This is a genomic window from Mesorhizobium sp. M2D.F.Ca.ET.226.01.1.1 (assembly GCF_004022705.2).
Taxonomy (GTDB): domain Bacteria; phylum Pseudomonadota; class Alphaproteobacteria; order Rhizobiales; family Rhizobiaceae; genus Mesorhizobium.
Genome location: NZ_RZOY02000004.1, coordinates 398,811 through 413,978 on the forward strand (window position 1 = coordinate 398,811; position 15,168 = coordinate 413,978).

The 15,168-nt window shown below is 64.1% G+C and carries 11 protein-coding genes; 6 read left to right on the forward strand and 5 right to left on the reverse strand.

Annotated elements, in window-relative coordinates:
- Positions 1–25: 25 nt before the first annotated feature.
- Positions 26–418: a hypothetical protein gene (locus EN869_RS12090; protein ID WP_127229719.1), complete on the forward strand. Its 393-nt coding sequence runs from the start codon at positions 26–28 to the stop codon at positions 416–418.
- Between the two features lie 13 nt (positions 419–431).
- Here the strand turns inward: EN869_RS12090 and EN869_RS12095 are convergent, their stop codons facing one another.
- Positions 432–1,205 carry a gamma-glutamyl-gamma-aminobutyrate hydrolase family protein gene (locus EN869_RS12095; RefSeq protein ID WP_127229720.1) on the reverse strand — a complete coding sequence of 258 codons (774 nt, stop codon included), beginning with the start codon at positions 1,203–1,205 and terminating at the stop codon, positions 432–434.
- Positions 1,206–1,446: 241 nt separating this feature from the next.
- On the opposite strand from EN869_RS12095, the gene EN869_RS12100 reads away from it, so the two are divergent.
- Positions 1,447–2,556, forward strand: a complete 1,110-nt coding sequence (locus tag EN869_RS12100) for a TRAP transporter substrate-binding protein (protein ID WP_127229721.1) — start codon at positions 1,447–1,449, stop codon at positions 2,554–2,556.
- Between the two features lie 252 nt (positions 2,557–2,808).
- On the opposite strand, the gene EN869_RS12105 is transcribed toward EN869_RS12100, so the two are convergent.
- From EN869_RS12105 to EN869_RS12120, 4 genes are all read right to left on the reverse strand, one after another.
- Complete coding sequence (locus EN869_RS12105) at positions 2,809–3,837, reverse strand: zinc-dependent alcohol dehydrogenase family protein (protein WP_127229722.1); 1,029 nt, start codon at positions 3,835–3,837, stop codon at positions 2,809–2,811.
- Positions 3,838–3,940: 103 nt separating this feature from the next.
- Complete coding sequence (locus EN869_RS12110) at positions 3,941–5,731, reverse strand: TRAP transporter large permease subunit (protein ID WP_189341275.1); 1,791 nt, start codon at positions 5,729–5,731, stop codon at positions 3,941–3,943.
- A complete protein-coding gene (locus EN869_RS12115) occupies positions 5,728–6,333 on the reverse strand; it encodes a TRAP transporter small permease subunit (protein WP_127229723.1) in 606 nt (201 codons plus the stop codon). The genes EN869_RS12110 and EN869_RS12115 overlap by 4 nt, the downstream gene beginning before the upstream one ends.
- Before the next feature lie 163 nt (positions 6,334–6,496).
- Positions 6,497–7,402, reverse strand: a complete 906-nt coding sequence (locus EN869_RS12120) for a branched-chain amino acid ABC transporter permease (protein ID WP_127229724.1) — start codon at positions 7,400–7,402, stop codon at positions 6,497–6,499.
- A gap of 193 nt (positions 7,403–7,595) precedes the next feature.
- Here EN869_RS12120 and EN869_RS12125 point away from each other — a divergent pair, with 193 nt between their 5' ends.
- The 4 genes from EN869_RS12125 to EN869_RS12140 all read left to right on the forward strand — a co-directional run bounded on the left by EN869_RS12125 (position 7,596) and on the right by EN869_RS12140 (position 14,860).
- The gene (locus tag EN869_RS12125; protein WP_127229725.1) at positions 7,596–8,204 is read left to right on the forward strand and encodes a CGNR zinc finger domain-containing protein; all 609 of its coding nucleotides are present in this window, start codon (positions 7,596–7,598) and stop codon (positions 8,202–8,204) included.
- Complete coding sequence (locus tag EN869_RS12130) at positions 8,197–8,727, forward strand: hypothetical protein (protein WP_127229726.1); 531 nt, start codon at positions 8,197–8,199, stop codon at positions 8,725–8,727. The genes EN869_RS12125 and EN869_RS12130 overlap by 8 nt, the downstream gene beginning before the upstream one ends.
- Positions 8,728–8,893: 166 nt before the next feature.
- Complete coding sequence (locus EN869_RS12135; RefSeq protein ID WP_348630874.1) at positions 8,894–12,409, forward strand: indolepyruvate ferredoxin oxidoreductase family protein; 3,516 nt, start codon at positions 8,894–8,896, stop codon at positions 12,407–12,409.
- A gap of 150 nt (positions 12,410–12,559) precedes the next feature.
- Positions 12,560–14,860, forward strand: a complete 2,301-nt coding sequence (locus EN869_RS12140) for an EAL domain-containing protein (protein WP_127229728.1) — start codon at positions 12,560–12,562, stop codon at positions 14,858–14,860.
- The last annotated feature ends 308 nt before the right edge of the window (positions 14,861–15,168 follow it).

The following is a 15,168-nucleotide window of genomic DNA, read 5'->3' on the forward strand; positions in this document are numbered from 1 at the left end:
AATTGCGTAAGTATGGAGAAGCAGGGTGAAACTTGTAGCGGGTTTGGTTGCCTCGGTCGCGCTGTTCGGAGGCACGCATTTCCTGCACGGCGGCCACGATGGAAGCGCGGCACCTCAGACGGCTCCGTCAAGCGACTATCAGCTGACCGCCAATGGTGACGAAGCTGGGTGCGCCGTCCATCGCGGCGCCGAGATATCCAACGGCCTGTCCCTGCTCAACGTTGCCCCGAACTGCCGCAAGCTGATGCCAGGCATCGAGCGCGTGAAATTCTGGCGTGAGCAGGCGGACGGCTCGGTCGCTTTCAGCGAGAACGGCGTCGATCCGATCGTTACCTTCGGCGTTGCCGATGGCGACGGCTACGAATCCTACGCGCCGGCCGCGCCGCTTCTGGCGCTGAACAACGACAGCAACAACTGAGCTTAAGTGAGGGTTATTCCGCCGCGGCGCGGGCGCCGGCCTTCGCCGCCGCGTGCAGGCGCACGGCATCGCCGAAAGCCTTGAAAATCTTGGCGGAATTGCTGTCCGATTTCACCCAGTATTCGGGGTGCCATTGCACGCCGACAGCGAAGGCGCGCGCGTCCTTGACCGAGACCGCCTCGATCGTGCCATCGGTGGCCAAAGCCTCGACCTGCAGTTTCGGACCGAGCCGATCGATCCCCTGCCGGTGCAGCGAGTTGACCTTGATCTCGCCAGCGCCGAACACGCCGGCAAGGCAGGTGCCCGGCTTGATCGAGATCGTCTGGTGGATGGCGAAGCGTTCGTCCTGATTTTCGCTCACCGGCGCGCGGTGGTCGAGCGAGCCTTCACGCTCCTGGATCTCGGTGCCGAGCGAGCCGCCCAGCGCCACGTTCAGTTCCTGGATGCCGCGGCAGATGGCAAGCAGCGGCACGCCGCGCTCGAGCGCCTTGCGGATCAGCGGCAGCGTGGTCGAATCGCGCGCCTGATCGTAGGGACCGTTGGCCTCGCTTGGGTCGCCATCATAAAGTGAGGGATGCACGTTGGATTTCGAACCCGTCAGCATGACGCCGTCGACAGACGACAGCAATTCGTCGAGGTCGAGCCGGTCGCCGAAGGACGGCACCAGCAGCGGGAACACGCCAGCGCCGGTGACCGCCGCTTCCAGATATTGCTGGGGGGCTGCATGCCAGGTGTAGTTGTCGAACTGGCGGACGTCGGTTGCGACTGCGACGAGCGGCTGCTGCATTTTGGGTTTGGATTCCTTTTGAGAGCTAAGGAGTTAATCTGCCTACAAAATAGGCGATCTGAAGGCGGTTTGCCATGGCAAGTTTCGCCGCCTCGCATGGGCCAGGGCGGATAGCGTTAGACTATAGTTGCACATTGCCCGCGATGCTGGACTCGACATCTTGCCGGTGTATTGTTTCGCGCAACCGGCCAACGCAGCGAGGCCATAGGTCGGTCAACTGATCCGCAAGGGAGGAAACTGCATGGATCGTCGTTCATTCATCCGCAAGGCCGGTGCGTCCGGCGTCGGTGCTGCGGCAGCGGCCGCTGCACTTGCCACGCCGGCGATAGCCCAGTCCAATCCGAAGGTGACCTGGCGGCTGGCATCGTCCTTCCCGAAATCGCTCGACACGATCTATGGCGGCGCCGAAGTCTTCTCCAAGATGCTGTCGGAGGCGACCGACGGCAATTTCCAGGTCCAGGTCTTCGCCTCGGGCGAACTCGTGCCCGGCCTGCAGGCCGCCGACGCCACCACGGCCGGCACCGTCGAGGCCTGCCATACGGTGGCATATTATTACTGGGGCAAGGACCCCACCTGGGCGCTGGGCGCCGCCGTGCCCTTCTCGCTCAACGCGCGCGGCATGAATGCCTGGCATTACCATGGCGGCGGTATCGATCTCTTCAACGAATTCCTTGCCACGCAAGGGCTGTTCGGTCTGCCCGGCGGCAACACCGGCGTCCAGATGGGCGGCTGGTTCCGCAAGCAGATCAACACCGTCGCCGATCTGTCGGGCCTGAAGATGCGCATCGGCGGTTTTGCCGGCAAAGTGGTGCAGAAGCTCGGGGTGGTGCCGCAGCAGATCGCCGGCGGCGACATCTACCCGGCGCTGGAGAAGGGCACGATCGACGCCGCCGAATGGGTTGGCCCCTATGACGACGAGAAGCTCGGCTTCTACAAGGTCGCTCCCTATTACTATTACCCCGGCTGGTGGGAAGGCGGCCCGACCGTCCATTTGATGTTCAACAAGGCCAAGTACGAGGAATTGCCGCCGGCCTATAAGTCGCTGGTGCACACGGCCGCGCAGGCTGCCGACGCCAACATGCTGCAGAAATATGACTACCTGAACCCGGCTGCCGTGAGACGGCTGGTTGCCGGCGGCGCCAAACTGGCCCCGTTCAGCCAGGAGATCATGGCGGCCTGTTTCGAGAAGGCCAACGAGGTCTATGCCGAGATGGAATCCAACAACGCGCCGTTCAAGAAGATCTGGGAATCGATCAAGGGCTTCCGCAAGGAGCACTATCTCTGGGCCCAGGTCGCCGAATACAATTACGACACTTTCATGATGGTGCAGCAGCGCAACGGTAAGCTATAGGAGGCGATTAGCCCCTTCTCCCGTCTCTATACGGGGAGAAGGTCCCGGCAGGGGGATGAGGGGCGGCGCCCACCTCGGCCATTGAGTCGCCCTGGGCTTAAGTGCAGGGCCGAAGCGCCAACCTCAAACCTTACCCATCCAGCATTGCGCCGCCCCTCACCTGCCTGCCGGCATCCTCTCCCCGTATAGTGACGGGGAGAGGGGAGCTGTCGCCGGCGGTTTCGCCAGGCGCCAACGTCGCAAGACTGAACTTCAGCTTCGGCCCGGCACCACCAATACCTTAACCTCGCCCGGCGCCGGCGGATTGGCGATCACCTCCGGCGCCTCTTCCAGGCTGACCTCTCTCGAGATCAGCCTGTCGACCTCAATTGCGCCCAACGCAATCAACTGCGCGGCCCGCCCATGCGTGAAGGGATTGAGGAAGGAGCCCAGCACCTTCAACTCCCTGAACAAAAGATCGAACGGCTCGATCTCCACCTTCAAGCCTTGCGGCACGACGCCGACGATGACGACGGTACCGCCGGCCCGAGCCACGCGCATCGATTGCTCGACCGTATCGCGCACGCCGGCGCATTCCAGCACGACGTCGACGCCACCGGGCACCAGACCATTCGGCCCGGCGATGGCCGCGATAGGATCGCCGGCGCCTGGATCGATCGTCGCGGTCGCGCCGAGCTTCTCAGCCAACGCCCGGCGCGAGGCCTGCCTGGTCGACAGGATGATGGTTGTCGCCCCCGCGAGCTTCGCCAGTTGCACGACGAGCAGGCCGATGACGCCGCCGCCGAGCACAACGACCGACGCGCCCGGCCGGATCGCCGCGAGGTCGACGCCGTGCAGGCAGCAGGCCAGCGGCTCGCAGAAGGCGCCATGCGTCGGTTTTAGATTCGGGGGCAGTCGGAAGGCCTGCCTGTACGGCATCAGCACATAGTCGGCGAAACCGCCGTCACGATGGATGCCGATGGCGCACAAATTGCTGCAGAGGTTGACGCGGCCGGCATGGCAGTGAGCGCAGCGCCGGCAGGCGATGTTGGGATCGCCGGTGACGCGGTCGCCGACCGCGATGCCGGACACCGCCTCGCCGACGGCTTCGACGATGCCGGAGAACTCGTGGCCGAGCGTCACAGGCGGCGTGCAGGGGAACTCGCCATGGAAAAGGTGCCGGTCGGTGCCGCATACGCCGCAGGCCTCGATGCGCACGAGAACATCTTCGGGCCCGGGAACGGGTTTTGGGACCTCTCGCGCCGCGATCTTGCCTACCGCTTCCAGTCGCACGGCTTTCATGGCGATCACCTCAGAGCAATTTCAGGAAAGGCGGTTCCGTCCGAAATTGCGTCAAAACAAAGAGATAGGGCATTTCGCCGTTTCTGTGAAACGGTGAAATGCCTCAGTTGAACTTGGGCGGTTGCGAGAGGTCCGGCGCCGGCGTGGCCGGCTTAGCCGGCGCATCGCCGAAATTCGGCGGCTGCGACAGGTCCGGCGTGGCGGGTGCCGCCGGCGCGCTGCCATTGGCGGGAGCCGCGCCATTGTTCGCCGGCGGTGTGCCGAGCGGCGAAAGGGACGGCATGTCGGGCAGCTTGAGGTCGATGGTGCTGGGTTCGACCGCTTGCCCCTTGTAGCGCATCACCATTTGCGGGAAGGCGATGGTGAGGCCGATCATGATCACCTGGATGCAGACGAACGGCACGGCGCCCCAATAGATCTGCCCGGTGGTGACCGGCGCGATCTTCTTGCCGGTGATCCGGTCGAGGTATGGCACGCGGGCCGCGACCGAGCGCAGGTAGAACAGCGCGAAGCCGAAGGGCGGATGCATGAAGGACGTCTGCATGTTGACGCCGAGCAGCACGCCGAACCAGATCAGGTCGATGCCGAGCTTGTCGGCGGCGGGCGCCAGCAGCGGCACGATGATGAAGGCGAGCTCGAAGAAATCGAGGAAGAAGGCGAGCACGAAGACCAGGATGTTGACGCCGATCAGGAAGCCGACCTCGCCGCCGGGCAGCGAGGTCAACAGATGCTCCACCCAGATATGGCCATTGACGCCGTAGAAAGTGAGCGAGAATACGCGCGCGCCGATCAGGATGAACAGCACGAAGGACGAGAGCCGCGTCGTCGAGGCCAGCGCCTGCTTGATGACGTCGAACGACAGCCGCCCCTTTGCCGCGGCCATAATCAACGCGCCAACCGAACCCATCGCGCCCCCCTCGGTCGGCGTGGCGATGCCGAGGAAGATGGTGCCGAGCACGAGGAAGATCAGCGCCAGCGGCGGGATGAGCACAATCACCACCTGCTGCGCCAGCTTCGACATCATGTTGATGTGCAGCCGCTGGTCGGCAATCGCCACAATGTAGATGACGATCACGCCGACGGCGGCGCCCAGGATGTCCGCGTTGTCGCCATGCGCCGGCGCGAGGTACCGATAGGCCGCATAGGAGATCGCGCCTGCGACCAGCAGCGCCACGATCAGCGAGATCACGCCGTGGCCGAGCGTGCGGGCTTCGAGCGGCAATGCCGGCATTGAATTCGGCCGGACGATCGACATGATCAGGATGTAGAGCATGTAGATGCCGGTGAGCACGAGGCCGGGGATCAGCGCGCCGGCATACATGTCGCCGACCGAGCGTCCGAGCTGGTCGGCCAGCACGATCAGCACCAGCGAGGGCGGAATGATCTGGGCAAGCGTCCCGGAGGCGGCGATGACGCCGGAGGCGAGCCTCCGGTCATAGCCGTAACGCAGCATGATAGGCAGCGAGATCAGGCCCATGGCGATGACGGAGGCTGCGACCACGCCGGTCGTGGCGGCAAGCAGCGCGCCGACGAAGATAACCGCATAGGCAAGACCGCCGCGGATCGGGCCGAACAGCTGGCCGACGGTGTCGAGCAGGTCCTCGGCCATGCCGGATCGCTCGAGAACAATGCCCATGAAGGTGAAGAAGGGAATTGCCAGCAGCGTGTCGTTGGACATCACCCTGGTGCCGTAGAAATTGTCGGGCAACGCGTGCAGCAGCGGCCAGGCGAGGTTGATCGATCCGCCGGAGTAGGGCGACAAAAGCACGCCGAAGAAGAAGAACAGCAAGCCGTTGGCGGCGAGCGAGAAGGCTACGGGGTAGCCGATCAACAGGAAGATGATCAGCGAGGCGAACATGATCGGCGCCACGTTCTGCGCGATGAATTCGATCACGAGCGCACCTCACCGGCGATCGCCTTGGCTTCCTCGGCCAGCGCCTCGGCCTCGAGCTTGGCCTGGTCATGCGCCGAGATGAAGGGATTGGGATCCTCCATGTCGCCGCGCATGATAGCGATTTTCTTGATGATCTCGGACACGCCTTGCAGGGCGAGCAGGAAGAAGCCGACCAGCAGGATCGCCTTCGCCGGCCATACGATCAGGCCGCCGGCATTGGTGGACATCTCGCCGCTGCGGAAGGAGAGCGACACATAGGGCACGAAATAGATCACCATCAGCACCACGAAGGGCATTAGGAAGAGGAGGTGGCCGAGCAGATCGATCCAGTGCTGCAGGCGCCGCGAGAACATGCCGTAGACGATGTCGATGCGGATATGGTCGTTCTGCTTCAGCGTGTAGGCGGCGGCCAGCATGAAGGCGGCGCCGAACAGATACCATTGCAGCTCCAACCAGGCATTGGAGGAGATGTCGAACACCTTGCGGATGACGGCATTGCCGGCGCTCACCAGGATCGCAAGCAGGATCAGCCAGGAGATCCAGCGGCCGATGAATTCATTGATGCGGTCGATCGTCCTGGAAAGAGCGAGAAGCCCTGCCATGCATATCCTCCCTGATCATGCAGCGCGCCCGATTCCCCCCCCGGTGTCGCGCCGCTTGGCCCAACGATATGCAGTGCGTGGTCCGGCAGGTCAACACGACAAGCATCGACAAACGATGACAACGGCGAAAAGCCGCCGGTTCACCAACCAAAGTCTGATGGGGTCAGGCGATCTTGGCCTGGTCGCGCCCGGCGCCGATCAGCACCAGCATGACGACGAGGAACAGGTATATCCAGGCGTCGCGCCATTCGAGCGGGAAGTAGCCGGCCCAGAGCGATTCCGCCATGCCGAAGGCTGCGGCGCCAAGGGCCGCCTTGAGCGGCGACAGATAGCCGCCGACCGCCGTCACGAACAGGATCTTGAGGCCGTAGACCAGCCCGGTGCCGAAGCTGACATTGCCGTAATAGAGACCGGCAAGCACGCCGGCCAGGGCAGCGCAGAAGCCGCCAAACAGCACGGCGCGGCGGAACACGGCGGTGACGTCGACGCCGCACATCGCCGCCGCCTTCGGATCGTCGGAGACGGCCCGCCAGGCACGGCCGAAGCTCGAGTGGGAAAACAGCCAGGCCGCCAGCGCCACCAGTGTGACGACCCCCGCGCAGTCCAGCAACTGGATGACGGTGAGCGTGACCTTGAAGCCATCGGCCTCGGCGAAAATGACCGGGGTGGCGAGCATCGGCGGCAGCCACAGGTCGTGCGTGTCGGCGGCGATGCGGCTGGCCTCCGACAGGAAGATCAAGATGCCGAGTGTCGTCACCACGATCGCGTTGGGCGAACGGTCGGCGAGCCGTTCGAAGACGCTGCGCGACAGCACATGGCTGATCAGCGCGGCGTAAAGCACGGCGGCGGCCGCGCCGAGCGCCACCGCGGCGGCGAGCGTCAGCCACAGCGCCTGGTAGCCGAAGGCGGCGGTCAGGATCATCGTCTGGCCGCAGAAGGCGAACAGCGCACCATGGGCCAGGTTGGTGCGGTGCAGGATGCCGTTGGTCAGCACATAGCCGAAGGCGAGCAGCGCATAGAGCGCGCCCGAATGCAGCCCGTTCAGTACCTGCTGGAAGAAATAGAGCATGCGGCATCCCCTACAGCGCCGCGCGCCCTTCCGGCGCGCAAAGGACGCTGTAGCACTTTGATTTTGCGCACGACCCTTTCCAAAAATCGTTCGATTTTCGGGGTCGTGTGCAGGCGGCATGATCCGACCCGCTCGAAAACTTGCACTCGGAATCTAACTTGTCAAATGCGTTTTATCGGTTAGATTTCAGGTCATGACAGTCTCCTGGACGCCGCATCGCTTCACCGGCGGTATCCTTGCGCTCGACACAGCGAACACCGTGGTGCTGCGCAACGATCCGCAAAGGACCTTCGACCGGTTCGACGATCCGGCCGAGATCGCCCGGTTTGCCGAGGCGGCAAGCGGCTTTCGCGCCACCGAGCTCGGCGGTCGGCCGCTGAAGGCCCCGGAGCCTGGTGAGATAAAGCCAACTGTCATCTCGATTCGCGAGGCGACCGATCGCCTGTTTCGCCACGCCGTGTCGAACTGCGCGGTCGCGACCGACCACCTGCCGGAATTCCTGACGGCCTGCGCCGACGGGCTTTCCGGCAGCGCGACCGAGATCGGGACGCCGGGCCAGCCTTTCGGCGATCCGCGAACGCCGATTGCCTTCGAGGCGGCCTTGGCCGTCTCGGCGCTGTCGCTGTTGCGCGACGAAACGGTGGCGAGGCTCAGGATCTGTCCCAATTGCAGCTGGCTGTTCGTCGACCGCAGCCGCAACGCCAGCCGCCTCTGGTGCGACATGGCCGTCTGCGGCAACCGCCAGAAGGCAAACCGCTATTACCGCCGCCGTACGGCGGCAAGGGAGGTCAGCAATGTTTAGAAAATTATCGCGCTCGGCGCTGGTCGGCGCCGCCTTGATCGCCGCAGTCGCGCTTGGCGCCTGCCGCGACACCGGCAAGGACCAGCTTTTCGTCATTTCCGGCAAGCTGTTCGAGTTCAACTACCGGCTCGCCATCGCCACCTATGTCATTACGCTGAAACCGCTGCGGCCGATGGTCGACGGCCAGGTCGCGGTCGTCAGCTTCCAGAACCCTGCCGGCGGCGACCCGCTCGTCGTCAACCAGAAGATCTGGCCGAAGCTGCCCCACATCACGCTGACCAGCCCGCCGCTCACCTGCGTGGTCAAGGACAAGCCCTATTCCGTCTCGATCCGCATCCAGGATTCCAACGGCACGCTGCTGCAAAGCATCGACACCACCATGACCTCGTCCGAGGACCAGACGATGCTGCCGGACCGGCCGCTGGTCATCGGCCCGAAATACGAGCTCAATCCGGACCTTGCCGGCCATCCCGACGGCAAGCTGCCCGGCGAGCAGAAGCCGGATTGCTCGAAGGCCACCTGAGGCCAGTGTGCCGACGCGAAATTTTTGTTCTTCACGAAGCGGTTAGCATGATCTTGCATGCGCGGCCGGCCACTCGCCAGACCGTTTGTTGCGTGTTATCTGGCCCCTGCGATTTTGTTTGACCTCACCGCCAAGGGAAGAAAGACTGCGGCGTCCCACTCCGACGTTGGCCGCTTTTTCGAAAGCGCCGCCGCAGAGGAATTGCCTGATGACGCTGCACGACGTCGCGCTCGACGACAAGTTCGACCTTGGCAAGGAGCGCGTCTTCCTTTCCGGCGCGCAGGCTGTCGTGCGCATGCTTTTGATGCAGCGCGAGCGCGACCGCCGCGCCGGCCTCAACACCGCGGGCTTCGTTTCCGGCTATCGCGGCTCGCCGCTGGGCGGCCTCGACATGCAGCTGTGGCGGGCGAAAAAGCAGCTCGCGCAGGCCGACATCGTCTTCCAGCCTGGCCTCAACGAGGAACTCGCCGCCACTGCCTGCTGGGGCTCGCAGCAGACAGAATTGCTGGGCGAGGGCACGCATGACGGAGTCTTTTCGGTCTGGTACGGCAAGGGACCCGGCGTCGACCGTTCCGGCGACGTCTTCCGTCACGCCAATCTGGCAGGCTCCTCGAAGCATGGCGGTGTGCTGGCCCTGATGGGCGACGACCACATGGCCGAATCTTCGACCAATGCGCACGCCACCGAATTCCTGTTCGTCGATACCATGGTGCCGATCCTCAATCCGGCCGGCGTCCAGGAGATCATCGACTATGGCCTTTACGGTTTTGCCATGTCGCGTTTCGCCGGCACCTGGGCGGCGATCAAATGCGTCAAGGACAACATCGAATCGACGGCTTCGGTCGACGCCTCGATCGAGCGGCTCGGCATCGTCATTCCCGAATTCGACATGCCGCCGGGCGGCCTCAACATCCGCCATGAGATCGACATGCTCGGCCAGGAAGAGCGGCTGCATGAGCATAAGCGCGCCGCCGCTTCCGCCTTCATCCACGCCAACGGGCTGAACCGCATCGTCTATTCCGGCGGCCGCAATCCCAAGCTCGGCGTCATCACCATCGGCAAGAGCTATCTCGACGTCCGCCAGGCGCTGGAGGATATCGGCATCGACGAAGCTGCCGCCAACCGCATCGGCATCCGCCTGTTCAAGGTCGGCTGCCCGTGGCCACTGGATTTCCAGCATATCGCCGAGTTCGCGCGCGGCCTCGACACCATTGTCGTCGTCGAGGAGAAGCGCTCTCTGATCGAGGTCCAGTTGCGCGAGAGCCTCTACGGCACGGCCACGCAGCCGGTGATCGTCGGCAAGAAGGACGAGCGCGGCGACTGGCTGTTTCCGGCCAAGGGCGCGCTCGATCCGAACGAGATCGCCATCGCCCTCGGCGAACGGATCCTGCGCACCATCGGCCCCTCGGAAGAGATCGCCGCGCGGGTGGCGAAGCTGCGCCAGTTCCAGGCGATGCTCGCCGACACGCTCGATATCGGTTCGCGCACGCCCTTCTTCTGCTCCGGCTGCCCGCATAATTCCTCGACCAAGGTGCCGGACGGCTCGCTCGCCGCCGCCGGCATCGGCTGCCATTTCATGGCGCTGTGGATGGACAGGAACACCGTCGGTTTCACCGCCATGGGCGGCGAGGGCGCGCAATGGGTCGGCCAGGCCCCGTTCTCCAAGCGCGAGCATATCTTCCAGAATCTCGGCGACGGCACCTATAACCACTCCGGCGTGCTGGCGATCCGCTTCGCGCTGTCGAGCGAAGCCAACATCACCTACAAGATCCTTTACAACGATGCGGTGGCAATGACCGGCGGCCAGCCGCATGAGGGTGGTTTGACGGTCGACATGATCACCAGACAAGTGCGCGCCGAGGGCGTCAACCGCATCGCCGTCGTTACCGACGAGCCGGACAAATATGCCGGCAAGGCCGATTTCCCGGCCGGCATCACCATCCATCACCGCGACGATCTCGACCTCGTCCAGCGCGAATTGCGGGAGGTGAAGGGCGTTTCCGTTCTCATCTATGACCAGACTTGCGCCGCCGAAAAGCGCCGGCGCCGCAAGCGCGGCACCTTCCCCGATCCCGACAAGCGCGTCTTCATCAACGAGCTGGTCTGTGAAGGCTGCGGCGATTGCGGCGTGCAGTCGAACTGCGTTTCTATCCAGCCGGTCGAGACGGAATTCGGCCGCAAGCGCCGCATCGACCAGTCGAGCTGCAACAAGGATTTTTCCTGCCTCAACGGCTTCTGCCCGTCTTTTGTCACCGTGCATGGCGGCAAGATCAGGAAGGCCGAAGGCATCGCCGGCAAGGCCGATCCGCTGGACGGCGTGCCCGCGCCGTCCGAATTCCGCCTGGGCGGGCACGGCTGGGCGGCGATCATCGACGGCGTCGGCGGCACCGGCGTCGTCACCGTCGGCGCGGTGCTCGGCATGGCCGCGCATCTGGAAGGCAAGGGCTGCGGCATGATCGACATGGCGGGCCTTGCCCAGAAGGGCGGCTCGGTCTTCACCCATGTCCGCATCGCCCCGACGCCCGAGGACATCCACGCCATTCGCGTTTCGGCCGGCAAGGCCGACCTCGTGCTGGGCTGCGACCTCGTCGTCTCCGGCGCCAAGAAGGTGCTGGGCGCGGTGCGCGAGGGCCACACGATCTTCCTCGCCAACACAGCCGAGATCATGCCTGGCGAATTCACCCGCTCCGCGGACTTCTCGCTGCCGGTCGAGCGGCTGAAGAAGGCGATCCGGGCTGCGGCTGGCGATGACAAGGCTCACTTCTTCGACGCCACCCGCACGGCGACCGCGCTGTTCGGCAATTCGCTCGGCGCCAACATGTTCATGCTCGGCTTCGCCTTCCAGCATGGCGGCCTGCCGCTTTCGGCCGAAGCCGTTGAAAAGGCGATAGAATTGAACGGCGAAGCGGTGGCAATGAATGTCGCGGCCTTCCGCTGGGGCCGCCGCGCCGCGCACCAGCCCGATTTCGTGCGTGGCCTGGTCGCCCAAACCGGCAAGCCGGCGTCGAAACCGGCCGAAACGCTGGACGAGGTCATCGCCCGCCGCGTCGCTTTCCTCACCGCCTATCAGAATGCCCCTTACGCCAGGCGCTACGCCGACCGCGTGGCGGCGTTGCGTGCCGCTGAAACCAGGGCCGTGCCTGGCTCTACGCCGGTGACCGAAGCGGTCGTGAAAAACCTCTTCAAGCTGATGGCGATCAAGGACGAGTATGAGGTGGCGCGGCTCTACACCGACGGCTCTTTCGCCGCTGACCTCGCCAAGCAATTCCAGAGCTACGAGAAGCTCGAATTCCATCTTGCGCCGCCGATCCTCGGCCGGCGCGGCAAGGACGGTAGCCCAAGGAAATCGAGTTTCGGACCGTGGATGATGAAGGGCTTTCGGCTGCTGGCGGCGTTGAAGGGCCTGCGCGGCACCGCGTTCGATCTCTTCGGCTACACGGCCGAGCGGCGCATGGAGCGGCAGCTGCTCAAACAATACGAGGCCGATCTCGACCTTATTGCCGGCGCGCTGGCGCCGGGAAGGGTCGAGGCGGCGACCGCTCTGGCCTCCGTGCCGGCGCTCATCCGTGGCTACGGCCATGTCCGGCAGGCCAGCGCCGGGAAAGCCGCGGGCGAGCGCGCGCGCTTGATCGAGCGTCTGGCTCAGGCTCCGGCACAGCCGGCGCTTCGCGCGGCGGAGTGATCGCGCCGGGCGCGCCCGGTGGCGCGCCAAATTGCCGAATTTCCCAGTCTGGCCCGCCGGTCTCAACCCTCTGCAACCGGAGTCAAGTGCTGTTCTAAGCCTTTCTTAAGGCCGGTATGGCATGACAAGGCGCAGTGTTGGGCCAACGGCATGGGTAGAACAAAGACCGAAAACATCCCCGCGGATGTTTACATCCAGTTTGTGCGGTCGTTGTTCGACAACGCCCACATGCTGGTGATCGGTGGCGTTTGCTACTGGATCCTGGGCTTCATGATCTATTGGCGGACGGACAATCCGCTGTTCCTGGCCTTTTCTTTCGGGCTGCTCTCCATCAGTCTTTTCCGTTACTTGGGCATACGCGGCTTCCTGAAAGCAGGTGGTTCCATCGCCAATGTCGAAGAGGCGAGGCGGTGGGAGCGCAACTATATCCTCAAGGGCAGCCTGCAGGGTCTTGGGCTCGGTTCGCTGTGCTTCATATCGATCTACATCTATCCCGATCCGTTCGCCGAACTGGCCGCGACGTCGCTGACCATCGCGACCCTGGTCACGGTCGTCGGCCGCAACTACGGCTCGCCGCAGATGGTGCGGATTTTCTCCGTGACCTTCATCGGTCCGGCGGCGCTGGGACTCCTGCTTCGCATGGATTTCCCCTCGGTCCTGCTTGGCCTGATGATCATCCCGCTGACCTTCATCACCATCAACAGCGCCGACCACGTCCGCAACGTGCTGTTCTCAGCCGTCATCGGCCATAAGCAGGCCGGGAACCTGACGCGCCGGTTCGATCGCGCGCTCAACACCATGTCGCACGGCCTGGTCATGCTGGGCCCTGACGGCCGCGTCGCTGTGGCCAATGCCGAGGCTGCCCGCCTGATGTCGCTGAAATCGGGCGATGCCTTGCTTGGACGCTCGATCCACGGCCTTTTGATGCGCGGCGTCGCCGGCGGCATGCTGGCGCCGAAAGACTGCCGCTACATCGAAGCACAGCTGACCCGCGCGCTTCGCGAAGGCCGGGACCGCAAGGTGCTGGTCTCGCTCGCCAACGGCCAGCACTACGAATTCTCCGCCCGCGAAGGCAGCCAGGAGCTCGGCGTCATCACCTTCGAGGACGTGACGGCCCGCGTCGAGGCGGAGGAGAAGATCCGCTTCATGGCGCGCTATGACAATCTGACCGGCCTGCCGAACCGCGCCTATTTCCATGAGCTGGTCGGCGAGGCCATGGCCTCCGGCGACCAGGAGCGGCTCTGCGGCCTCGCGGTACTCGATCTCGACGACTTCAAGAGCGTCAACGACACGCTCGGCCATCCGGTCGGCGACGGACTGATCTACGCCGTGGCCGAACGTCTCGCCGCGATCGCCGGACCGGGCATCACCGTCAGCCGCTTCGGCGGCGACGAGTTCATGGTCTTCTTCGACCGGGTCGAGGATGAGAGCCATCTCAGCACCCTGCTCGACGAGATCTTCGCGGACCTGCAGGGCGAGGTGGACGTCGCCGGCCACGGGTTGCGCATCCAGACCAGCGGCGGCGCGGTGCTGTCCAAGGTCAAGGACACCGACGCGGACGCCATGATCGTCAAGGCCGACCTTGCCCTCTACAAGGCCAAGGAGCTCGGCAAGAACAGCTGGCGGCTGTTCGAGGCCGCCATGGACGCCGCCTTCCGCAATCGCCAGCTGATGAAGGCCGATCTGCGCAATGCCGTGCAGGCAAGGGAACTGCGCGTCGTCTATCAGCCGATCGTGGCCGTCGACAACATGCGCATCGCCAGTTGCGAGGCGCTCTGCCGTTGGGACCACCCCGATCTCGGCCCGGTCTCGCCCAGCGTCTTCATCCCGCTCGCCGAGGAGATGGGCATCGTTTCCGACATCAGCACTTTTGTGCTGGAGGCCGCCTGCGCCGAATGCGCCAAATGGCCGGCGCAGACCAGCGTGTCGGTCAACCTGTCGGCCAAGGATTTCCGCAGCCGCGACATCGTCCAGAAGGTCAGGGACGCCCTGGCCAAGTCGGGCCTGGCGGCGCACCGGCTCGAAATCGAGGTTACCGAGACCGCCTTGCTCGACGACAAGTCGCTGACGCGCGAGTCGATCGAGGAATTGAAGGCGCTTGGCGTGCGCATCGCACTCGACGATTTCGGCACCGGCTACTCCAGCCTGAGCTACCTTCACAAGCTGCCGCTCGACAAGATCAAGATCGACCGCTCCTTCCTGGTCGACGTCAACCAGAACCGCCAGTCGCTCGATCTTTTGAAGGGCATCGTCAGCCTGTCCCGGACGCTGGGTCTTTCCGTGACCATCGAAGGCGTCGAGACCTTCGAACAGCTGAAGACCCTGGTCCATTCGGTCAAGCCGGATTTCGTGCAAGGCTTTCTCTTCGGCGCCGCGCTCAGCGCGTCGGGCATCGAGACGATGTCGAGCGTCACATGGCCGTTTGCGGCGGACCTGCGCATCGCAGGGTAAACGGCTAGCCAGCTAAGAAAATTGCAAAGCGGCTCTCCATCAGGAAATTGCGTCGGAAAGCAGCGATTTCCGGATAGCTTGAATGCGCATCTTCGACGGCAGAGAGAGCGGTCCGGCATTCTCAAGAAACGCCACGCTACGGTGTAGTCTAAACCCGTTACGGTTGGGCGCTTTCAAGTTCTGATTTCAAAATGACCTTGCCAGGCCGTCGTCTGGTTGGGTCGGGCGACGGCCCGTGGTGGTATTTGCTTTTCCCCGCGCACGATATGCCAATGGCACGCCTATTAAGGTTAACAACCGGTAAATCA